Origin of the sequence: Mycobacterium sp. (assembly GCF_036273375.1) — a bacterium.
Classification (GTDB): Bacteria; Actinomycetota; Actinomycetes; order Mycobacteriales; family Mycobacteriaceae; genus Mycobacterium.
In genome coordinates, this window is the sequence record NZ_DASUHS010000161.1 from 56,548 (window position 1) to 77,326 (window position 20,779).

At 68.4% G+C, this 20,779-nt stretch carries 20 protein-coding genes; 14 read left to right on the plus strand and 6 right to left on the minus strand.

Going from position 1 to position 20,779, the window contains the following annotated elements:
• Window positions 1-4 precede the first annotated feature (4 nt).
• The gene (locus VFW69_RS15375; RefSeq protein WP_526502363.1) at window positions 5-394 is read right to left on the minus strand and encodes an MmcQ/YjbR family DNA-binding protein; all 390 of its coding nucleotides are present in this window, start codon (window positions 392-394) and stop codon (window positions 5-7) included.
• Between the two features lie 98 nt (window positions 395-492).
• Between VFW69_RS15375 and VFW69_RS15380 the strand changes: the two genes are divergently transcribed.
• Genes VFW69_RS15380 through VFW69_RS15390 form a run of 3 tightly spaced genes read left to right on the plus strand, consistent with a single transcriptional unit; the run spans window position 493 to window position 3,243 of the window.
• On the plus strand, window positions 493-1,458 hold the full coding sequence (locus VFW69_RS15380) for a transglutaminase-like domain-containing protein (RefSeq protein ID WP_526502364.1): 966 nt from the start codon (window positions 493-495) through the stop codon (window positions 1,456-1,458).
• Window positions 1,451-2,506, plus strand: coding sequence for a zinc-binding metallopeptidase family protein (locus VFW69_RS15385; protein WP_526502365.1), 1,056 nt, complete (start codon window positions 1,451-1,453; stop codon window positions 2,504-2,506). The genes VFW69_RS15380 and VFW69_RS15385 overlap by 8 nt, the downstream gene beginning before the upstream one ends.
• A gap of 56 nt (window positions 2,507-2,562) precedes the next feature.
• Window positions 2,563-3,243, plus strand: coding sequence for a DUF6629 family protein (locus VFW69_RS15390; protein ID WP_526502366.1), 681 nt, complete (start codon window positions 2,563-2,565; stop codon window positions 3,241-3,243).
• Between the two features lie 22 nt (window positions 3,244-3,265).
• On the opposite strand, the gene VFW69_RS15395 is transcribed toward VFW69_RS15390, so the two are convergent.
• Window positions 3,266-5,908: a circularly permuted type 2 ATP-grasp protein gene (locus tag VFW69_RS15395; RefSeq protein ID WP_526502367.1), complete on the minus strand. Its 2,643-nt coding sequence runs from the start codon at window positions 5,906-5,908 to the stop codon at window positions 3,266-3,268.
• A 68-nt stretch (window positions 5,909-5,976) separates the two neighbouring features.
• Window positions 5,977-6,987, minus strand: coding sequence for a hypothetical protein (locus tag VFW69_RS15400; RefSeq protein WP_526502368.1), 1,011 nt, complete (start codon window positions 6,985-6,987; stop codon window positions 5,977-5,979).
• A 111-nt stretch (window positions 6,988-7,098) separates the two neighbouring features.
• On the opposite strand from VFW69_RS15400, the gene VFW69_RS15405 reads away from it, so the two are divergent.
• The gene (locus VFW69_RS15405) at window positions 7,099-8,454 is read left to right on the plus strand and encodes a replication-associated recombination protein A (RefSeq protein WP_526502369.1); all 1,356 of its coding nucleotides are present in this window, start codon (window positions 7,099-7,101) and stop codon (window positions 8,452-8,454) included.
• On the opposite strand, the gene VFW69_RS15410 is transcribed toward VFW69_RS15405, so the two are convergent.
• A complete protein-coding gene (locus tag VFW69_RS15410; RefSeq protein WP_526502370.1) occupies window positions 8,451-9,074 on the minus strand; it encodes a hypothetical protein in 624 nt (207 codons plus the stop codon). The genes VFW69_RS15405 and VFW69_RS15410 overlap by 4 nt on opposite strands.
• Window positions 9,075-9,265: 191 nt before the next feature.
• Between VFW69_RS15410 and VFW69_RS15415 the strand changes: the two genes are divergently transcribed.
• From VFW69_RS15415 to VFW69_RS15440, 6 genes are all read left to right on the plus strand, one after another.
• A complete protein-coding gene (locus tag VFW69_RS15415) occupies window positions 9,266-9,655 on the plus strand; it encodes a secondary thiamine-phosphate synthase enzyme YjbQ (RefSeq protein ID WP_526502390.1) in 390 nt (129 codons plus the stop codon).
• Between the two features lie 129 nt (window positions 9,656-9,784).
• Window positions 9,785-12,475 carry an alanine--tRNA ligase gene (gene alaS, locus VFW69_RS15420; RefSeq protein WP_526502371.1) on the plus strand — a complete coding sequence of 897 codons (2,691 nt, stop codon included), beginning with the start codon at window positions 9,785-9,787 and terminating at the stop codon, window positions 12,473-12,475.
• Complete coding sequence (gene ruvX, locus VFW69_RS15425) at window positions 12,476-12,982, plus strand: Holliday junction resolvase RuvX (protein WP_526502372.1); 507 nt, start codon at window positions 12,476-12,478, stop codon at window positions 12,980-12,982.
• Entirely contained in the window at window positions 12,975-14,225 is a 1,251-nt protein-coding gene (gene mltG / locus VFW69_RS15430; RefSeq protein ID WP_526502373.1) for an endolytic transglycosylase MltG, read from the plus strand. The genes ruvX and mltG overlap by 8 nt, the downstream gene beginning before the upstream one ends.
• Complete coding sequence (locus VFW69_RS15435; protein WP_526502374.1) at window positions 14,200-15,030, plus strand: shikimate dehydrogenase; 831 nt, start codon at window positions 14,200-14,202, stop codon at window positions 15,028-15,030. Before mltG ends, VFW69_RS15435 begins: the two co-directional genes overlap by 26 nt.
• Window positions 15,031-15,040: 10 nt before the next feature.
• The gene (locus tag VFW69_RS15440; protein WP_526502375.1) at window positions 15,041-15,478 is read left to right on the plus strand and encodes a prepilin peptidase; all 438 of its coding nucleotides are present in this window, start codon (window positions 15,041-15,043) and stop codon (window positions 15,476-15,478) included.
• Between the two features lie 6 nt (window positions 15,479-15,484).
• On the opposite strand, the gene VFW69_RS15445 is transcribed toward VFW69_RS15440, so the two are convergent.
• Complete coding sequence (locus tag VFW69_RS15445; protein ID WP_526502376.1) at window positions 15,485-16,558, minus strand: LLM class flavin-dependent oxidoreductase; 1,074 nt, start codon at window positions 16,556-16,558, stop codon at window positions 15,485-15,487.
• Between the two features lie 210 nt (window positions 16,559-16,768).
• On the opposite strand from VFW69_RS15445, the gene aroC reads away from it, so the two are divergent.
• The 4 genes from aroC to aroQ are packed head-to-tail and all read left to right on the plus strand — an operon-like array spanning window position 16,769 to window position 20,029.
• On the plus strand, window positions 16,769-17,974 hold the full coding sequence (aroC, locus tag VFW69_RS15450) for a chorismate synthase (RefSeq protein WP_526502391.1): 1,206 nt from the start codon (window positions 16,769-16,771) through the stop codon (window positions 17,972-17,974).
• Entirely contained in the window at window positions 17,974-18,498 is a 525-nt protein-coding gene (locus VFW69_RS15455; protein ID WP_526502377.1) for a shikimate kinase, read from the plus strand. The genes aroC and VFW69_RS15455 overlap by 1 nt, the downstream gene beginning before the upstream one ends.
• Window positions 18,495-19,586 (plus strand): 3-dehydroquinate synthase, encoded by a 1,092-nt coding sequence (gene aroB, locus VFW69_RS15460; RefSeq protein ID WP_526502378.1) that lies wholly within the window; start codon window positions 18,495-18,497, stop codon window positions 19,584-19,586. Before VFW69_RS15455 ends, aroB begins: the two co-directional genes overlap by 4 nt.
• Window positions 19,583-20,029: a type II 3-dehydroquinate dehydratase gene (aroQ, locus tag VFW69_RS15465; protein WP_526502379.1), complete on the plus strand. Its 447-nt coding sequence runs from the start codon at window positions 19,583-19,585 to the stop codon at window positions 20,027-20,029. Before aroB ends, aroQ begins: the two co-directional genes overlap by 4 nt.
• On the opposite strand, the gene VFW69_RS15470 is transcribed toward aroQ, so the two are convergent.
• The gene (locus VFW69_RS15470) at window positions 20,026-20,754 is read right to left on the minus strand and encodes a B-4DMT family transporter (RefSeq protein ID WP_526502380.1); all 729 of its coding nucleotides are present in this window, start codon (window positions 20,752-20,754) and stop codon (window positions 20,026-20,028) included. The two genes, aroQ and VFW69_RS15470, sit on opposite strands and share 4 nt — an antisense overlap.
• Between the last annotated feature and the right edge of the window lie 25 nt (window positions 20,755-20,779).

Genomic DNA, 20,779 nt, shown 5'->3' on the forward strand with positions numbered 1-20,779 from the left:
CGAGTCAGCGCGAGTCGGCCAGGAACTCCTGAACCAATTTCCGCGGCGCCTGCGTCAGCCACGCCTCGGTGATCAGGTCCTCGAGGTCGCGCACCGAGATCTCGGCCAGGTTGACCAACACCGCGGGATAGCCATCGAAATGCGGGGTGGTGAAGTAAGTCCCGGGCTCGTCGTCGATCAGCGCGAACTTGACGCCCTCGTCGGACACCCGGACCCCGAGGATGTCGCCCTGTGGTGGTCGCGGGCCGTCGCGCTCCAGCGCCTCGCGCTCGGAGGGACGCAGCGGCCGCTCCCAGGCCAGCAATTTCTTGCCGACCCGCCAGTCGTGCGGTGACGGCTCGGAGGTGAGTGCCAGCTCACCGACGATGCGGGCGACCTCGCCCCAGGTGGCCACCACACGATTGTGCTCCCGTTTTGGCGCGAGTGCCGTCGGATTGGCAAACGGTGGGCGACGGTGCGTTCCGCGGGCCCTACGCACGGGGCCGGCATGTGATGAGATCAGCGGTGAGGAGGAGAAAGCGCTTGCCAGCAGAATTAGGCGAACCAGGAGCCGGGGTCGCCCGTCGACATCGGGTGACCCACCGCACCGAGTACCGCTACTCCGACATCGTGACCAGCTCCTACGGTCGCGGATTTCTCACCCCGCGCGACTCGCTGCGGCAGCGCTGTGTCGCGCATCGGCTGATCATCGAGCCAACCCCCGCCGACAGCTCTACCAGCACGGACAGCTACGGCAACACCAGCTCCTATTTCCACGTGACCGAGCCGCACCGCGCCCTCAAGGTGACCAGCGATTCCATCGTCGACGCCTATCCGCCCGGCCCCGATTCCCACGTCTCCGCGGCCCAGCCGTGGGAGGCGGCCCGGCCCATCGGACCCAGCGCAGCGCTGGCGACGGAGTTCACGCTGGACCTGAATCCACCGGAGATCACCGACGACATCCGCGACTACGCGGCGCCCAGCTTCACACCCGGACGTCCGCTGATCGATGTGCTGCGCGACCTGACGTCGCGCATCTTCACCGACTTCGCCTACCGGTCGGGGTCGACGACGATTTCCACCGGAGTCAACGAGGTTCTGGCCGCCCGCGAAGGGGTATGTCAAGACTTTGCCAGGCTGGCGATTGCCTGCCTGCGAGCCAATGGGTTGGCGGCCAGTTACGTATCCGGATACCTGGCCACCGACCCGCCACCCGGAAAGGATCGGATGATCGGCATCGACGCCACCCACGCCTGGGCAGCGGTGTGGACTCCGCAGCAGGCGCGCCAATTCGAGTGGCTGGGGCTTGATCCCACCAACGACCAGATGGTCGACGAGCGCTATATCGTCGTGGGCCGGGGCCGTGACTATGCGGACGTCCCGCCGCTGCGGGGGATCATCTACACCAATTCGGAACACAGCGTGATCGACGTCGCAGTCGACGTGGTGCCCTTCGAAGGCGATGTGCTGTATGCGTGACTTCACCTGCCCCAACTGCGGCCAGCGGCTGACCTTCGAGAACTCCACCTGTCTCAATTGCGGTAGCGCACTAGGGTTTTCGCTCGACCAGATGGCGCTGCTGGTACTTTCGGAGGACGACGCCCCCGAGCACGCCGGCGTCGTACGCGCGAGCGAGTATCAGCTGTGCGCCAATCTACTTCTCGCCGAGTGCAATTGGCTGGTTCCCGTCAACACCCCCCGGCTGCTGTGCCCCTCGTGCGCGCTGACGATCGAACGGCCCAACGACGCCGACACCGTGGGGATGGCCGAGTTCGCCCGGGCCGAGGCGTCCAAACGCAGGCTGATCGCCGAGCTGCACGAGCTGAAGTTGCCGATCGTCGGGCGGGACAGGGATCCCAACTACGGGCTGGCCTTCCGGCTGCTGTCCAGCGCGCACGAGCAGGTGATGACCGGGCACGAGAACGGGGTCATCACCATCGATTTGGCCGAGGGCGACGACGCGCACCGCGAGCAATTGCGCGTCGAGATGGACGAGCCGTACCGGACCCTGCTGGGCCACTTCCGCCACGAGATCGGGCATTACTACTACTACCGGCTGATCGCACCGTTCGCCGATTATGTGGAGCGGTTCAACGAACTGTTCGGCGACCACGAATCCGACTACTCCGAGGCGCTCGACCGCCACTACAGCGAGGGCGCTCCCGAGGGCTGGCAAAAGGACTTCGTATCGTCCTATGCCACCATGCATCCCGCCGAGGACTGGGCCGAGACGTTCGCCCACTACCTGCACATCCGTGACACGCTGGACACCTCGGCCTGGTGCGGACTGGCCCCGGCGTCGGCCACTTTCGACCGGCCCGCCTTGGGCCCCAGTGCTTTTCAGACGATCATCGACATGTGGCTGCCGTTGTCGTGGTCGCTGAACATGGTGAACCGGTCGATGGGCCGCGACGACCTGTACCCGTTCGTGCTCCCGGTCGCGGTGCTGGAGAAGATGAGGTTCATCCACACCGTGGTCGACGAGGTGACCTCGGAGTCCCGCGGCCCCGCCTCGGTGGCCGGCTGAGTCGCGCCCGGGGCCGAAGCCCGATTCGCAGCGGTATAAAGGGGAACTCTGCGGCGATGTGCTTTTCGATCACAGCGGATCTGGTGGTAGGCACCGCCCTCGTCCCGGTCGCCGTGGCGACCCTGCGCGAGGTCAAGCACTGGCGCGAAGTGCCATTCGCGTTGTTGCCGACGGTGTTCGCAGTCCACCAGTTCATCGAGGCGGCCGTGTGGCCCGACGGCGTCTTCTCGCCCGGACTGGTCCACTTGGCGATACGCGCATATGTCTTCGTCGCGCTGCCGCTGCTTCCCGCGCTGGTCCCGTGGGCGATCCTGATGCTGGAACCGCGCGGCGCCCGGCTGCGGGTGGCGCCATTCGCGGTACTCGGCACCGTCGTGTCGGCCTATCTGGCTGTCGTCGTGCTCACCGAACCAGTCGAAGTGACGAAGGGCCCCCATGCGCTGCAATACCAGACCGGCGTCCACGACGGCTACGTGTGGGTGGTGCTCTACGTCATCGCTGTCATCGGGCCGGCATTGCTGTCGGGCTATCGCTCCATCGTGGTGTTCGGGGTGGCCAACCTGGTGGGGCTGATCGTGGTTGCCGTCCTTTATGTGAACGCCTTCGCGTCACTTTGGTGCATCTACGCCGCCGCGCTGTCGGTTCTGGCGCTGGTGCACATGGTGCGGCGTCGGCGACTGCCCGATGCGCACCGCTACCAGGGCCTCGCCGCGGATCGGGCGACATCGAACGCGTGAAAGGTGTGGGGAGACAACGAAACTAGGCTGGCATTACCCGTCGTTCGTCGGGACCCCAAATCGGTTGCATACCACCGGGCAACGCCAGCTGGGTAGTGGTGATGACCTCGGCCAGGTTGCGCAGCTCGACGTGCACCGACGCGAGCAGCTGCGCCAACTCGGCACGCCGGCCGTCGTGGCTGACCCGTTCGAGCGCGGCGGGGTGGGACCGCCGCAACATCGTGCCGATCTCGTCCACCAACCGTTCCGGCCGCGACGACCCGGACGAGCCGGGCAGGTCCTTGAGATTGATCCGCAGCCGCTCCAGCTGGTACAGCAGCGACCGCGGGTTCTGCGCGTCGTACAGCATCAGCTCGGCCATGGCGGCCACGCTGATCTTGCCCACCGTGCGGCGCCGGTAGATGACCGAGGACTCGCACGCCACCAGGGTGGACTCGATGACGGTCTGTTCGGCCGCGGCGCCGCGGCCGACGGTGAGTGTGGCCTGCAGCAACGCCGTCAGCCACAGCCCGCGTTCGATCCGTTTGCCGATGTCCATCATCGTCCAGCCCACGTCGCGCACCATCGACTCGTTGGCCACCCCCGACAGGGTCAGCATGCCGGCCAGCGTCTGGGCCTGAGCTCCGGTCAGCAAGGCGTCGGCCTCGGAAAGTGAGTCCGGCGGGTCGCTTTTCAGCGCCAGCGCCCGCTCCACCGCAGCCAGCACCATCCAGGTGTCGTTGGACATCTGATCGCGCACCGCCCGCGCGGCCAGGGCCAAACCCTCCACCGATTGCACCAGTGAGCCGGACCGGTTCGGATCGACGGTGAGTGACCACAGGGTGGAGGGGGCTGTGGCGATCAGCTCGGCGTGGTCGCCGTCGCTGTCGGCCGCGATGTCGGTTCCGGTGATTCGGCCCAGCGCGGTCATCAGCACCGGCACGCATTCGCTTTCCTCGCTGTGCTGGTGGTGGCGGTAGACGTGGAACCGGTCGCGGGCGACGATCAGCAGCCGCGCCATGCTTTCCGCGCGCTCACCGTAGCGCCCGATCCAGAACAGGTCGGACAGCACGCGCGGGGAGCTGACGCCCCAGGTACCCGCGGCCGTCTTCGCCGGCGCCTCCGGCGTTAGAAGGCTGATCGCCTCGGCGCGCGCCCGCTCGGTGGGTCGGACCCAGACATCTTTTGCCGCAATGGTTTTCAGCGTGTATGCGGCGGGTCCGGGGGCCAGCACGTAACCGATGCCGCCGATCATCGGCGCGTAGCCGCCGCGCTGGGCAACGGTGAACAAACGGATGCCGACGCCCGCCGACGACAGCACGCCGGTGTGGTCGGTCGGCACGGACGAGAATTGCGGCAGCTCCTGGCCGATCCACTGCCACGGCATCTGCTCGATGCGGGCCGCCAACTGCGTCAGTTGTTGAGACGAAAGTGTCGGCCCGACAAGGGTTTTCTCGCCGATGGTGGACTTCACCAACAACGACGACAGATTCGCCAGCAGGTGTGAGCGTTCACTGCCGATGCCGCCCCAATAGACTCCGGCGGTGGGCAACCGCAGCGTTTCCGACAGCAGGTGCTCGGCCATCGCGGGCAGGAAACGCAGCAGCCCAGGGTTTTCCAGAATTCCGCTGCCCAGCGTGTTGACCACGGTCACCGTCCCGCGGTGCTGGGCCTCCACCAGGCCGGCCACCCCGAGCCGGGAGTCGGCACGCAGATCCAGCGGGTCCGTGTAGTCGGCGTCGACCCGGCGCAGCACGACGTCGACGCGTTTCAAGGTGCCCAGCGAGCGCATCCACAACATGCCGTCGCGCACCACCAGGTCGGCGCTTTCCACCATCGGGAAACCCAGCAATGTGGCCAGGTAGGCCTGGTCGAACGCGGTCTCGGAGTAGATACCCGGGGACAGCACCACCACCACGGGGTCCTGGGCGTCATCGGGTGCGGCGTCGATCAGCGCCAGCCGTAGCGCCTGGGCAAACGGTGTCGTCGGCCGCGGGGCGACTCGTTCGTAGAGGTCGGGAATCGAGTGCGCGACGACGCGCCGGTCGGCCAACGCATACCCGGCGCCCGAGGGCGCCTGGGTGCTGTCACCGTTGACGACGAACGTGCCGTCCGGTTGCCGGCTGACATCGCAGGCATGCATGAAAAGCTGGTGGCGCCCGGGGATTTCGATTCCATTGGCCGCGCGTACGTACCCGGGATAGCCGAACAGCAGCTCGGGGGGCAGGACGCCTTCGGTGAGCAGGCTGCGCGGCCCGTACAGGTCGGCCAGCACGGCGTCGAGCACCCGCGACCGTTGCAGCAGGCCGGTCTCGAGCACCTCCCAGTCAGCCGCGGACAGCACGATCGGCAGGGTGTCCAGCTGCCAGGGCCTGGGCTCCTGGCCGCGACCGCCGGGCTCGACGTCGGTGTAGGTGATGCCGTCGTTGTCGATGAGGTCGTGCACCACCGAGCGCAGCCGGTCGAGCCCGGCGCGGCCGCGCTCAGCGATGGCGTCGGCCAGCTCGGCCCACGCCGGTCGGACGTCGCCGTCCCGGTCGACGAATTCGTCATAGCCGCTTGCCGGACCGTGCCGCAGATCGAAGAGCGCTTCCTGGGCCCGCGCGGCGCGGTATTCGGCCAGCAGGCGATCCGCGTCATAGCGCGCGGTGCCGGCCCCTGACGGTGCACCGGTGCCGAATGTCATTGGGGGCCCGCCTGGTAACCCGACTGATGCAGCGGGGCCGCCTCAGTCGACGGTGATGGTCATCGGACTCACGGCGCGACCTGGCCGCCGGACAAACGCCGGTAGGTGTAGACCTGGATCAACAGCGCTACCGGGGCGGCGACGACGAGCCCGACGAAGCACAGAAAGCAACCGACCAGCACGATCGCGAACTGCACCAGCCATGACAGCAGGGCGCTGCCGATGTCGGAGCGGACCGTGGTGAAACTTGCTTTCAACGCCTCGATCGGCGGCAGGTCGCGATCCGTCGCGAAGGCGATGGTGAACAGCGAGAAGAAGCTGAAGACCGCAACGGCCAACAGCGCCAACAAATTGAACACAATCGTCGGGGGGATCAGCGACAGCGCGTCCAATGCCACGCTGATCACGCTGAGCAGTGCGGCGGCCAGAAGCGCGTTGCCGAAGTGGCGCGGCTTGAAGAAGGAACTGACCGTCACCGGCCGGGCGTCGGCTATGTCAAGGGCACCCGACAGGAATGCCGCCTGGACGAATATGGTGTAGACGAAGATCACGATCTGCAGGACGATCGCGCCGACGCCGCCCATGTTTCCCGAAAACGATGCGCCGTAATTTCCGTCGGCATTGCTCGTCGCGGCGTCACCCCCGCCGAGCAGCACGAATACCAGGCCGTACAGGATCAGGCCGACCACGGCGTACACCAGCACCGCAACAATCAGCGGGACGGCGTTCTTGCCGAACTTGCTCCACGCCCACGAGAAGCCTTCACCGATGCTGAACCGCTGCGGGCCTCCTGCGGGGTAGCCCGGTGGCGGGTAGCCGGGCTGCGCCGGCCCGTACCCGGGCGGCGGCGTGCCGTAGCCCGGTTGTTGGGGCGGCCCATAGCCGGGGGGTGGGCCATAGCCGGGGGGTGGACCGTAGCCGGGTGGTGGCCCATAGCCGGGGGGTTGACCGTGGCCGGGTGGCGGCCCATAGCCGGGTGGTGGACCGGGCGGCCCGTAACCGGGAGGCGGGTAGCCGGCGGGATCAGGATTACCTCGCGGCCCGATCGGATTGCCGGGGTACTCCGGGGGTTGGCTCATCACCGCTCCTACGTCGTCGACGTTCTGGGCATGCGTCGCAGAACTTAACAAGTATCCGACGGCCTTGCAGACCCCGCCATGTGAGTCGCCGCCGTGTCGCGGCTTCGTGGTATGCCTGATGCCGTGTCCGACGGTCTGTTTGACCTGCCCGGCCCGCCGCAGTCAAGCGATCATGGACTGGGCGTGTCGGGCGGTGCACCCCTGGCGGTCCGGATGCGTCCGGCATCGCTGGACGAGGTGGTCGGACAGGACCATCTTTTGGCGCCCGGATCTCCGCTGCGCCGCCTGGTCGAGGGCTCGGGTGTGGCGTCGGCCATCCTGTACGGGCCGCCCGGCAGCGGTAAGACAACGCTGGCCGCGCTCATCTCGCAGGCGACCGGCCGCCGGTTCGAGGCGCTCTCAGCCCTGTCGGCCGGCGTCAAAGACGTTCGGGCGGTGATCGACACCGCGCGCCGGGCGCTGCTGTCCGGGGAGCAGACGGTGCTGTTCATCGACGAGGTGCACCGATTCTCCAAGACCCAGCAGGACGCGCTGCTGTCCGCGGTGGAGAACCGGGTGGTGCTGCTGGTGGCGGCGACCACGGAGAACCCCAGCTTCTCGGTGGTCGCGCCGTTGTTGTCACGCTCGCTGATCCTGCAGTTGCGGCCGCTGAGCGCCGAGGACATCCGCACCGTGGTGCAGCGCGCGATCGACGACCCGCGCGGCCTGGGCGGGCAGATCGCGGTCGCGCCCGAGGCCATCGACCTGCTGGTGCGGTTGGCCGCCGGTGACGCCCGCCGCGCGTTGACCGCGCTGGAGGTCGCCGCCGAGGCGGTCGAGCCCCGCGGCGAGTTGACCGTCGCGGCCGTCGAGCAGTCCCTGGACGAGGCGGCGGTGCGCTACGACCGCGACGGTGACCAGCACTACGACGTCATCAGCGCCTTCATCAAGTCCGTCCGCGGCTCGGACGTTGACGCCGCACTGCACTATCTGGCCCGCATGCTGGTCGCCGGTGAGGACCCACGGTTTGTCGCGCGCCGGCTGATGATCCTGGCCAGCGAGGACATCGGCATGGCCGACCCGGCCGCGCTGCAGGTCGCGGTTGCGGCCGCGCAGACGGTGGCGCTGATCGGCATGCCCGAGGCGCAGCTCACCCTGGCGCACTGCACGATTTATCTGGCCAGTGCGCCGAAGTCGAACGCGGTCACCTCGGCGCTGGCCGCGGCGATGGCCGACATCAGGGCCGGCAAAGCCGGTCTGGTTCCGCCCCATCTTCGCGACGGGCACTATTCGGGTGCGGCCGGACTGGGCAACGCGCAGGGCTACAAGTACTCGCACGACCACCCGGATGGTGTTGTCGCACAACAATATCCACCGGATGAGCTGGTAGGGGTCGACTACTACCGGCCTAGCGGCCGCGGGGGTGAACGCGAGATGGCCGGCCGGCTGGACCGGCTGCGCGCGATCATCCGCCGCACGCGGGGTTAGACCAGCTCGGGCACCCGCAGGTGAGCGATCGCCAGCTCGAACTCGGCGACGTCGATCACCTCGGCGCCCAGGTCGCGCACCCGCCTGCTGCGAAGTTCGCTGGCGCGGTCGCGGTTGCGGGCCATCGCCTCCATGGAGTCGAACGTGGAGCAGGTCACGGCGCGGCGGCAGGCGGGGTGGTCGACCATCAGGCTGGCGCTGCAGAACCCGTCGAGATCCGCCAGCTCGGGCAGCACCGCCATCCGGTAGAAGTCCAGCGACCGGCTGAGCTGATCCGGCACCACTTTGAGCCAGGTGGCTCGCACACACGCGCCGGGGCGGGAGGGATGGTCGCGGTGCAGCAACGGGATGTCCCATTCCTCGACCCGCGCGCTGCCGTCGAACATCAGCGCGGCGCGGTCCCGGATGGGTGCCACCCGCTCGGCGCTGCCGCGCATCGCTTCCATGGTTTCCCACGAGCTGGTGGCGATGCAGGTGCCGGCTTGCCGGTCGACCAACAGCGATAGCCCCACACACCCATCGATCTCGGTGAGGGCGGGCATGACGACGTCGCGAACGTGCGCAATACCGATGTCGACCGACAGGGGTTGCGCCTGGATGGTAGTGGAGCGTGCATACACGGTTGACCCCTCCTATGTCGGGGCGGCACCCCGGTGGCGCCACCGGTCCCACCCGTTACCTTCCTCCTGCCGGTTACTCGCCGCAATGCTTTCGGAAAGCTTCTGGCGGCCGTTGGATGCTGTGTCAGCGCTCACAATGGATTGGCTGGCCTCAAGGCTCGCGCCGTAGGCTTGGCCGGGTGCATACCGATGTGCTGGACGTGGACACCTCGCGCCGCCGAATCGTCGATCTGACCGAGGCGGTGCGCGGGTTCTGCTGGTCGCGCGGGGACGGCCTGTGCAACGTGTTCGTCCCGCACGCCACGGCCGGGGTGGCCATCATCGAGACGGGCGCCGGTTCCGACGACGACCTGGTCGACACGCTGGAGCGGCTGTTGCCGCGCGACGATCGTTACCGGCATTCGCACGGCTCGGCTGGCCACGGCGCCGACCATGTGATGCCGGCGCTCGTCGCGCCGTCGGTGACGGTTCCGGTGTCGGCCGGTGAGCCGATGCTGGGCACGTGGCAAAGCGTCGTCCTGGTCGACCTGAACCGGGACAACCCGCAACGCTCGGTCCGGCTGAGCTTTCTGGAGGGTTAGCGCCCCGGTGTCCGTCGCGCCGGGGCAGGTACTGTGAGCGGTCGAAATGCGTCGTTAGACAGGCTTCCCATGCACCGGCGAATAGGCTGGGAGCCAGACGTCGAAGTAACAGGAAGAAGCGACTGGAAAGTGCAGACACACGAGATCAGGAAGCGGTTTCTTGATCATTTCGTGAAGGCGGGCCACACCGAGGTGCCGAGCGCATCGGTGATCCTCGATGACCCCAACCTGCTGTTCGTCAACGCGGGCATGGTCCAGTTCGTGCCCTACTTCTTGGGCGCGCGAACCCCCGAATACTCGACCGCCACCAGCATCCAGAAGTGCATCCGCACCCCCGATATCGACGAGGTCGGTATCACCACCCGGCACAACACGTTCTTTCAGATGGCCGGCAACTTCTCGTTCGGCGACTACTTCAAGCGTCGCGCCATCGAACTGGCCTGGACCCTGTTGACCAACAGCGTCGAGCAGGGCGGTTACGGCCTGGATCCTGAACGCATTTGGACGACGGTCTTTTTCGACGACGACGAGGCCGTGCAGCTGTGGCAGGAGATCGCCGGGCTGCCGGAGGATCGCATCCAGCGCCGCGGCATGGAAGACAATTACTGGTCGATGGGCATCCCTGGCCCGTGCGGCCCGTCCTCGGAGATCTACTACGACCGCGGGCCGGAATTCGGCGTCGAGGGCGGCCCGATCGCCAACGAGGACCGCTACATCGAGATCTGGAATCTCGTGTTCATGCAGAACGAACGCGGCGAGGGCACCGGCAAAGCCGACTTCGAGATCCTGGGCCCGTTGCCCCGCAAGAACATTGACACCGGCATGGGTGTGGAGCGGGTCGCCTTCATCCTGCAGGGCGTGCACAACGTCTACGAGACCGACCTATTACGGCCCGTCATCGATACCGCCGCCGCGCGGGCACCGCGCGGGTACGACGCCGGCAACCACGACGACGACGTGCGCTACCGGGTGATCGCCGACCACAGCCGCACCGCGGCCATTCTGATCGGTGACGGCGTCACGCCCGGCAATGACGGCCGGGGCTACGTGCTGCGCCGGTTGCTGCGCCGGGTGATCCGCTCGGCCAAGCTGCTCGGCATCGAAGGACCCATCGTCGGTGACCTGATGGCCACCGTGCGCGACGCCATGGGCCCGTCATATCCCGAACTCGTCGCCGACTTCGACCGCATCCGGCGCATCGCCGTCGCCGAGGAAACCGCGTTCAATCGCACGCTGGCGGCGGGCTCGAAGCTGTTCGACGAGGTGGCCGGCGCTACCAAATCCTCTGGTGTGAAAGCGATTTCGGGTTCAGAAGCTTTCACCCTGCACGACACCTACGGATTCCCGATCGAGCTCACCCTGGAAATGGCGTCCGAGGCCGGGCTGCAGGTGGACGAACTCGGCTTCCGGGAATTGATGACCGAGCAGCGCCGCCGCGCCAAGGCCGATGCCGCCGCGCGCAAGCACGCGCACGCCGACCTGACCGCCTACCGGGAACTGGTCGACGCCGGGCCCACCGAGTTCACCGGATTCGACGAATTGACCTCCGAGGCAAAGATTCTGGGTATCTTCGTAGACGGCAAGCGGGTTCCGGTGGTCACCCATGGCACCGAAGGGGCCGACCGGGTCGAACTCGTGCTGGACCGCACCCCGCTGTACGCCGAGGCCGGCGGCCAGATCGCCGACGAGGGCGCCATCAGCGGGACGGGCGCCGGACAGAGCGCCCGCGCCGCGGTCACCGATGTGCAGAAGATTGCCAAAACCCTGTGGGTGCACCGGGTTAACGTCGAGTCCGGTGAATTCGTGGAGGGCGACACCGTCGTCGCGGCGGTCGACCCGCAGTGGCGCCGGGGCGCCACCCAGGGGCACTCGGGCACCCACATGGTGCACGCGGCGCTGCGAGAGGTGCTGGGCCCCAACGCCGTTCAGGCCGGATCGCTGAACCGGCCGGGCTACCTGCGCTTCGACTTCAACTGGCAGGGGCCGCTATCCGAGGACCAGCGCACCCAGGTCGAAGAGGTGACGAACCAGGCCGTGCAGGCCGACTTCGAGGTGCATACGTTCACCGAGGAGCTGGAGAAGGCCAAGGCGATGGGCGCGATGGCCATGTTCGGCGAGGCCTACCCCGACGAGGTCCGGGTCGTGGAGATCGGCGGCCCGTTCTCGCTGGAGCTCTGCGGTGGAACCCACGTCCACAACTCGGCGCAGATCGGGCCGGTGACGATCCTGGGCGAATCCTCGGTCGGCTCCGGGGTGCGCCGGGTGGAGGCCTATGTCGGGCTGGAGTCGTTCCGGCACCTGGCCAAGGAGCGCGCGTTGATGGCGGGGCTGGCGTCGTCGCTGAAGGTGCCATCCGACGAGGTGCCCGCCCGGGTGGCCAACCTGGTGGAGCGGCTCAAGGTGGCGGAGAAGGAACTCGAACGCGCCCGCAAAAGCGGGCTCTCCGCAACCGTGGCCAAGGTCGAGCTTGAGCGCAAGGGCAACGTCAATGTGTTCCCGCATCGGACGTCTGGGCAGACCGCATCCGAGCTACGCTCCCTGGTCGTGGGCAAGATTCGCCAACAAACCAGCGACCCCGCGGTGGTCGTGCTCATCTCTGAAAACGATGGCGACGCCGTCCCCTACGCCGTCGCTGTCAATCAGGCCGCTCAAGATCTCGGGCTTCGCGCTAACGACCTTGTCAAGCAACTCTCGCAGGCCGTCGATGGGCGCGGCGGAGGCAATGCAGAGCTGGCGCAGGGCTCCGGCAAGGATCCGAGCGCCATCGATGAGGCGCTTGACGCGGTCCGCGAAGAGATCGTCAGAGCGCAGGGCCTCTGAGTGGTCTCAGTACAGCACCGCGTGCCTGACCGGCCCGGCGATCCTCACCAGGACCCTGGACGGGGACGACGGCTCGGCATCGACGTGGGCAGCGTCCGCATCGGCGTGGCCTGCAGCGACCCCGATGCCATCCTGGCCACCCCCGTCGAAACCGTCCGCCGCGACCGCAACGGCAAACACTTGCGGCGGCTGGCCGCACTGGCCGCCGAATTCGAGGCCGTCGAGGTGGTCGTCGGGCTGCCGCGCACGCTGGCCGATCGCACCGGGCCGTCGGCGGTCGACGCGATCGAGGTGGCCGACGCGTTGGCCCAGCGGATCGCGCCCACCCCGGTGCGGCTGGCCGACGAGCGATTGACCACCGTGGCCGCGCAGCGATCGCTGCGCGCGGCCGGGGGGCGGGCCCAGGAACAGCGTGCGGTGATCGATCAGGCGGCGGCGGTGGCGATCCTGCAGAGTTGGCTGGATCAGCGGCGCGCGGCGGTGGCGGGGGAGCTCAGCGATGGTTGACAGCGCACGGCGGGAACGAGCCGAGCCCGAGGCGGTGGGCGCGCCGTCCCGGCGCAGGTCGAGCCGCGTCGCCCGCAATCAAGCCGAGCGGGGCCGCCGGCGGCGGCGCTTCGCCGGCAAGATCGCGCTCGCACTGTTCGTCGTGGTGGTGCTCGCCGGCGTGTTACTGGGCGGCAAGCTGTGGCACACGCTATTCGGGCCCGGTGACGACTACAGCGGTAGCGGCAAGCGGGACCTGGTGATTCAGGTTCAGCCCGGCGACTCGACCACCAACATCGGCGAGACACTGCAGAAACAGCAGGTCATCAAGACGGTGCGGACCTTCGTCAACGCCGCGCACGGCAACAGCGCCATCAATTCGATTCAGCCCGGCTTCTACCGGATGCGCACCGAAATCCCGGCGGCCAACGCCGTCGCGCGGCTGGCCGACCCGAACAGCCGGGTGGGCCGGCTGGTCATCCCGGAAGGACGTCAGCTCGACGACACCACCGACATGAAGACCAACGTGGTGACGCCAGGAATCCTGACGCTGATCTCGCGCGCCACCTGCGTGGATCTCGACGGTGACACGCGCTGCGCTGCGGTGCAGGACCTGCGCGCGGCCGCGACCAACAGCAACGCCGCGGCGCTGGCGGTGCCGCCGTGGGCGCTCGAGCCGGTCAATGAGCTCGGCAGGGACCACCGCCGGATCGAGGGCCTGATCGCGCCCGGCACGTTCAACGTCGACCCATCCGCTTCGCCAGAGAGCATCCTGACCACCCTGATCGGGGCCGGAGCCGAGGAGTACGTGAAGTCCGGGCTGGTGGATACCGCCCAGGCCATGGGCCTGTCGCCGTACGACATCCTGGTGGTGGCATCGCTGGTGCAGCAGGAATCCAACTCCCAGGACTTCGCCAAGGTCGCGCAGGTCATCTACAACCGCCTGCACGCCCACCACACGCTCGAGTTCGACTCGACGGTCAACTACCCGCTGGACCGCCGCGAGGTGGCAACCAGCGACGCCGACCGGGCCCAGAAGACGCCGTGGAACACCTACGTGTCGCAGGGTTTGCCGGCCACCGCGATCTGTTCGCCCGGTACCGACGCGCTGAACGCCGCCGAGCACCCGCAGCCCGGTGACTGGCTGTACTTCGTCACCATCGACGCTCAGGGCACGACGCTGTTCACCCGCGACTATCAACAACACCTGGCCAACATCGAGCTGGCTAAGCACAACGGTGTCCTCGACAGCACCCCCCGCTAGCGCGGCCCCTCGCAGGGCGGCTGTGCTCGGCAAGCCGATCGCCCACTCGAAATCCCCGCAATTGCACCTGGCCGCGTACCGCGCGCTCGGTCTGGCCCACTGGACCTACGACCGCATCGAATGCGACGCCGAGCAGCTGCCGGGCGTCGTCGGCGGATTCGGGCCCGAATGGGTGGGGGTGTCGGTGACCATGCCCGGCAAGTTCGCCGCCCTGCGGTTCGCCGACGAGCGCACCGACCGTGCGCAGCGGGTGGGCTCGGCCAACACCCTGGTGCGCACGCCGACGGGCTGGCGGGCCGACAACACCGACATCGACGGGGTCGCCGGGGCGCTCGGCAGTGCCTCTGGATGGGCGCTCGTCTGTGGATCGGGCGGCACCGCGCCAGCCGCGGTCGCCGGCCTGACCCAACTGGGCGTCGCCGGTATCACCGTGGTGGCCCGCAATCCCGACAAGGCGGCCCGGTTGGTGGACCTGGGCAACGGGCTGGGTGTGCCGACCCGGTTCTGCGACCTGGACGGCGACGGGCTGGTCGACGAGGTGGCGGGCGCCGAAGTGCTGGTCAGCACCATCCCGGCGGACGTGGCCGAACGCTACATCGGCACCTTCGAACGCATCGGTGTGCTGCTGGACGCCGTCTACGATCCGTGGCCCACGCCGCTGGCGGCCGCGGTCAGCGCCGCGGGCGGCCGGGTGGTCAGCGGTCTGCAGATGCTGCTGCACCAGGCTTTCGCGCAGGTGGAACAGTTCACCGGGCTGCCCGCGCCGCGCGAGGCTATGACTTGCGCGGTGCCCGCACCGGATTAGCCTGCCGCGCATGCGGATTGCGGCGGCGTGTCTGGTGCTGGCCTGGTTGGCCGCGTTGAGTTGCTATGACATCCGCGAACGACGCCTGCCCAACGCGCTGACACTGAGCGGGGCCGCGGCGGTCCTTGCCGTCGCGACGGTTGCCGGGCGCGGGTCACCGGCGCTGGCCGGAACCGTGGCCTTGACCGCTATCTACCTGGTGGTGCACTGGGCGGCGCCGGGCGGAATGGGCGCCGGTGACGTCAAGCTTGCTCTCGGTCTGGGCGCGCTGACCGGTTGCTTCGGGGTCGGCGCCTGGTTTCTGGCGGCGTTGGGCGCGCCGCTGCTGACCGCGGTGGTTGGGGCGCTCGCCCGGGTTCGCCGCGGTGCCAACGACACGGCCACGGTGCCGCACGGGCCGTCGATGTGTCTGGCCAGTGCGGCGGGCGTGGGGCTGGCGCTGCTGTGACGCCCCTCAGTTCGGCGCGGCGGTGGTGCGCAGCAGCGGCAACAATTGGTCGCCCAGCCTGACCGTCTCGGATTTGTACGGGGTGTCCGACAACACGAAATGGCTGACGCCGAGGTCGGCGTATTTGCGCAATGCGGCGGCGACTTCGACGGCCGAGCCGACCAGCCATGTGGTGCCGGCACCCTCCCCGCCGTACTTGCTCGGCGTCGTATACAGGCAGGAATCAAGCACTTCTGAGCACCCGGCAAGGTCGTTGAGCCGCCGCTGCCCCTCGGACCCCGCTGGGTCGTGCAGTAGCAACATGGTCGGCGTGCCGGCCAGCTTGGCGACCTTCGCCTCGGCGTCGCGCCAGGCCTGCTCGGACGTGTCGCGCACCAGCGTGGTCACCCGAAGGCCGAATTCCAGTGGCGCGTGTTCGCGACCGAGCTTGTCGGACAACGACTTCAGCCTGTCGATGCGTTCGGCGATGCCCTCCAGTGACTCGCCCCAGAACAGTTGAACATCGGCGTCGGTGGCGGCGACCTGCTCGGCGGTCGCCGATGCTCCGCCGAAGTAGAGCTTCGGGAACCGGCCGTCGGCCGCACCGAGCGGGCGCGGCTGCAACGTCGAGTGTTCGACGGTGAAGAATTCGCCGCGGAAGGTGACGTCGTCCTCGCTCCACAACCGGCGAACCAGCCGCATGAATTCGCGGGTGCGGTCGTAGCGGCGTGCTTTATCGACTTCGGCGTCGCCATACGCGGCCGAGTCATCGGCACCGCTCACGATGTTGATCAACAGCCGGCCGTCGTTGAGCCGATCCAGGGTTGCCGCCGCGCTGGCGAAATGGGCCGGATGCCAGTAACCGGGGCGGACCGCCACCAGCGGGGCGAAGTTGGTGGTGCGCGCGGCGATTGCGGTCGCGACGGTGAAAGTGTCCGGCCGGCCCCAGCCGGTGCCGATCAGCGCGCCTTCCCAGCCGTGTTGCTCGGCGCGCAGCGCCAGGTCGACCGAATAGTCCAGACTTCCCCAGCCGTCGACGGTGTCGTCGCCTCGATGGCCCGGCTCGACGGTATTCGGTATGTACCAGAGAAGTTGACCCACCAGGCAACATGGTGGCACATGACCGCGATGGCGTGGCCCGGCTTCGCGGCTTATCTCATGGTCAGCGCAGGAATCAGCACGGATGAAAGTCGACGCGTAGGCGGACCTGCCTGCGAGCAGTTTCTTCTGACCCGTGCCGCGCGCGGACCCACTACCGCCGCGGACTGCGCGAATCGGCTTTTCGGATCTCGACATGGGAAGATGGGACTCGTGTTGCGTTGGATCACTGCTGGGGAGTCGCATGGCCGCGCGCTGGTGGCCGTGCTCGAAGGCATGGTCGCCGGTGTGGAGATCACCTCCCTCGACATTGGCGAACAGCTGGCCCGGCGCCGCCTCGGTTACGGTCGCGGCGCGCGGATGGCGTTCGAGCGTGACGCGGTGAGCGTGCTGTCCGGGGTGCGTCACGGCGTCACGCTGGGTGGACCCATCGCCGTCGAGATCGGCAATACCGAATGGCCGAAGTGGGAGACCGTGATGGCCGCCGACCCGGTCGACCCGGGAGAGCTGGCGGACAGCGCGCGCAATGCGCCGCTCACCCGGCCGCGGCCCGGCCACGCCGACTACGCAGGCATGCTGAAGTACGGCTTCGACGACGCCCGGCCGGTACTGGAGCGGGCGAGCGCCCGCGAGACCGCGGCCCGCGTAGCGGCGGCCACGATCGCCCGCTCGTTCCTGCGTCAGGCGCTTGGCGTCGAGGTGCTCTCGCACGTGATCGCGATCGGCCCGTCGGCGCCCTACGAGGGCCCACCGCCGGGCCCGGGCGACCTGCCCGCGATCGACGCCAGCCCGGTGCGCGCCTTCGACAAGGCGGCCGAGGAGGCGATGATCGCCGAAATCGAAGCCGCCAAGAAGGACGGCGACACGCTCGGCGGTGTGGTCGAAGTGGTGGCCTTGGGCCTGCCGGTCGGGCTGGGCTCGTTCACCAGCGGCGACAACCGGCTGGACAGCCAGCTCGCCGCGGCCGTCATGGGCATCCAGGCGATCAAGGGCGTCGAGATCGGCGACGGTTTCGAGACGGCACGTCGCCGCGGCAGCCGCGCCCACGACGAGATGTACCCCGGCCCCGACGGCGTGGTCCGCTCGACCAACCGCGCGGGCGGCCTGGAAGGCGGCATGACGAACGGCCAGCCGCTGCGGGTGCGCGCCGCGATGAAGCCCATCTCCACGGTGCCGCGGGCGCTGGCCACCGTCGACATGGCGACCGGCGACGAGGCCGTCGCGATCCACCAGCGCTCGGACGTGTGCGCGGTGCCGGCCGCCGGCGTGGTGGTCGAGGCCATGGTGGCGCTGGTGCTGGCCCGGGCGGCGCTGCAGAAGTTCGGCGGCGATTCGTTGGCCGAAACCCGCCGCAACGCCGAGGCCTACCGACAGGCGATCGCCGAGCGGGAGTCGCCGGCCGCCCGGGGTACCGCGTAATGGCGCCCCAAGCGGTCCTGGTGGGTCTGCCGGGGTCGGGCAAGTCCACCATCGGCCGGCGGCTGTCCAAGGCACTCGGTGTCGATTTCCTGGACACCGATGTGGCCATCGAGCAGCAGACCGGGCGCCGCATCGCCGACATCTTCGCCACCGACGGCGAGCCGGAATTCCGCCGCATCGAGGAAGGCGTGGTGCGCGCCGCGCTGGCCGACCACGACGGCGTGGTGTCACTCGGGGGCGGCGCGGTCACCAGCCCAGGGGTGCGTGCGGCGCTCGCCGGCCACACCGTTATCTACCTGGAGATCAGCGCCACCGAAGGCGTGCGGCGCACCGGCGGCAACGCCGTGCGTCCGCTGCTGGCCGGGCCCGATCGCGCCGATAAGTACCGCGCGCTGCTGGCCGAACGCAGCCCGCTGTACCGGCGGGCGGCGACCATCCGCGTCGACACCAACCGGCGCAACCCCGGCGCGGTGGTCCGCTACATCGTGTCGCGGTTGCAGGCTCCCGCCGGGGCCGCCACATGACCGGCCCCGGCGATCCGGTGACCATCAAGGTCGCCGTCGACCCGCCCTACCCGGTGATCATCGGGACCGGCTTGCTGGGCGAGCTGGACGAACTGCTCTGCGGCCGGCACAAGGTGGCCATCGTGCATCAACCGGTGCTCACGGAGACCGCCGAGGTGATCCGAAGCCGGTTGGCGGACAAGGGTGTTGACGCGCACCGCATCGAAATCCCGGACGCCGAGGAGGGCAAGGACCTCCCGGTGGTGGGCTTCTTGTGGGAAGTCTTGGGCCGAATCGGGATCGGGCGCAAAGACGCATTGGTCAGCCTCGGTGGCGGAGCGGCCACCGACGTCGCCGGGTTCGCGGCGGCCACCTGGCTGCGCGGCGTCGACATCGTGCACGTGCCCACCACGTTGCTCGGCATGGTCGACGCGGCCGTCGGTGGCAAGACCGGGATCAACACCGACGCGGGCAAAAACCTGGTCGGATCGTTCCATCAGCCACACGCCGTTCTGGTCGACCTGTCGACGCTGCAGACGTTGCCGGCCAACGAACTCGTCGCGGGAATGGCCGAAATCGTCAAGGCGGGATTCATCGCCGATCCGGTGATTCTCGACCTCATCGAGGCCGATCCGCAGGCCGCGGTCGACCCGTCGGGTAACGTGCTGGCGGAGCTGATCCGTCGCGCGATCGCCGTCAAGGCAGAGGTTGTCGCTGCCGACGAGAAAGAGTCGGAGCTGCGCGAAATCCTCAACTACGGACACACTTTGGGCCACGCGATCGAGCGTCGCGAGCGCTACCAATGGCGGCACGGCGCCGCGGTGTCGGTGGGTTTGGTCTTCGCCGCCGAGCTGGCCCGGCTGGCCGGCCGCCTCGACGACACCACCGCGCAGCGGCACCGCACCATCCTGTCCGCGCTCGGCCTGCCGGTCAGCTACGACGCCGACGCGTTGCCGGAGTTGCTGGAATACATGGCGGGAGACAAGAAGTCGCGCGCCGGGGTGCTGCGGTTCGTGGTCCTCGACGGCCTGGGCAAGCCGGGCCGGATGGCCGGCCCCGACCCGTCGCTGTTGGCGGCCGCCTATGCCGGACTCGCGGAGGTGTCATGACCACGACGGTGAACGTCATCAACGGCCCGAACCTGGGCCGGCTGGGCCGGCGCGAGCCCGACGTTTACGGCGACACGACACACGATCGACTGGCCGCGCTGATCGAACGGGAAGCCGACACGCTCGGCCTCAAAGCCGTTGTGCGACAAAGCGATAACGAAGCAGAACTGCTGGACTGGATCCATTCGGCCGCCGACGCGGGCGAACCCGTGATCCTCAACGCCGGCGGGCTCACCCACACATCGGTGGCGCTGCGCGATGCGTGCGCGGAGTTGAGTGGCCCTCTGATCGAGGTGCACATCTCCAATGTCCATGCGCGCGAGGAGTTTCGGCGACACTCCTACCTCAGCCCGGTCGCGACCGGCGTGATCGTCGGGCTGGGAGTGCAGGGTTATCTGCTCGCCCTGCGCTATCTGGCCGGGGAGCCCGGCGCCCAAAGCTAGCCCTTGTCGTGTTCCCTGCCGTGCCTGGTGTGCTCGTCGCCGGTGCGGATCACCTCGGTCTTCGGGTCGTCCTCGGGCTTGGCGATCGTTTCGGTCGGTGATTCGGTGGTGGCCACCTTGTCGGTGGGCGCCTCGCGCTCGGCCGTGGCGACCGCCGCGGTCCGCGCCTCGGTGTGGGCACCGGACGTCTGCGCGGGAATCTCGCCGGTGGGCGCGTCGTCGGCGCGCGCCGCGGAGAACACGTCGGTGTCACCGTCGCGCTCTCGTTTTTCGTCAAGGCCGTGGTGTTTCTCCGGAGTCTTCTCGAACTGCCGGTCCACCCGCCAGCGCCCGATGGTCACGCCGATGATTGCGGGCACGAAGACGCACAGCGCGGTGAAGGCCGCAAAGGTCGTCAGCTCGTTGAGCAGCCCGCCGGTGTACAGGCCCTTGTAGAAGAGCGCGAGCAGCCAGGTAACGGCGCCACTGAGCACACCGGCCAGCAGGCCGGCCAGCAGCCAGGTCATCGCCAGGTCGCCGCGGCGATCGGGGTCCGGGTTGGCGCGGGCGTCGGCCCGGCCGTCGAGAACCCCCCATACGGCCACGCCGATGATGAACAGAATCAGCAGCACCGCACTGATCAGCCCGGCCTGCGTCTGCCACGCGTTGATCAGTGCGCCTTGGAACAATCGGAGGACGACCATCGCCGCGGCGTAGACCAATCCGCGCAACATCCAGTTACTCATGGCCCAAAAGCGTAGCGAGTACCGT

Excerpts from the sequence above, each read along its gene's own strand:
- VFW69_RS15380 (WP_526502364.1), top strand. The coding sequence starts at position 493 with ATGAGATCAGCGGTGAGGAGGAGAAAGCGCTTGCCAGCAGAATTAGGC.
- VFW69_RS15385 (WP_526502365.1), top strand. The coding sequence starts at position 1,451 with ATGCGTGACTTCACCTGCCCCAACTGCGGCCAGCGGCTGACCTTCGAG.
- VFW69_RS15390 (WP_526502366.1), top strand. The coding sequence starts at position 2,563 with ATGTGCTTTTCGATCACAGCGGATCTGGTGGTAGGCACCGCCCTCGTC.
- VFW69_RS15395 (WP_526502367.1), bottom strand. The coding sequence starts at position 5,908 with ATGACATTCGGCACCGGTGCACCGTCAGGGGCCGGCACCGCGCGCTAT.
- VFW69_RS15400 (WP_526502368.1), bottom strand. The coding sequence starts at position 6,987 with ATGAGCCAACCCCCGGAGTACCCCGGCAATCCGATCGGGCCGCGAGGT.
- VFW69_RS15405 (WP_526502369.1), top strand. The coding sequence starts at position 7,099 with ATGCCTGATGCCGTGTCCGACGGTCTGTTTGACCTGCCCGGCCCGCCG.
- mltG (WP_526502373.1), top strand. The coding sequence starts at position 12,975 with ATGGTTGACAGCGCACGGCGGGAACGAGCCGAGCCCGAGGCGGTGGGC.
- VFW69_RS15440 (WP_526502375.1), top strand. The coding sequence starts at position 15,041 with ATGCGGATTGCGGCGGCGTGTCTGGTGCTGGCCTGGTTGGCCGCGTTG.
- VFW69_RS15455 (WP_526502377.1), top strand. The coding sequence starts at position 17,974 with ATGGCGCCCCAAGCGGTCCTGGTGGGTCTGCCGGGGTCGGGCAAGTCC.
- aroB (WP_526502378.1), top strand. The coding sequence starts at position 18,495 with ATGACCGGCCCCGGCGATCCGGTGACCATCAAGGTCGCCGTCGACCCG.
- aroQ (WP_526502379.1), top strand. The coding sequence starts at position 19,583 with ATGACCACGACGGTGAACGTCATCAACGGCCCGAACCTGGGCCGGCTG.
- VFW69_RS15470 (WP_526502380.1), bottom strand. The coding sequence starts at position 20,754 with ATGAGTAACTGGATGTTGCGCGGATTGGTCTACGCCGCGGCGATGGTC.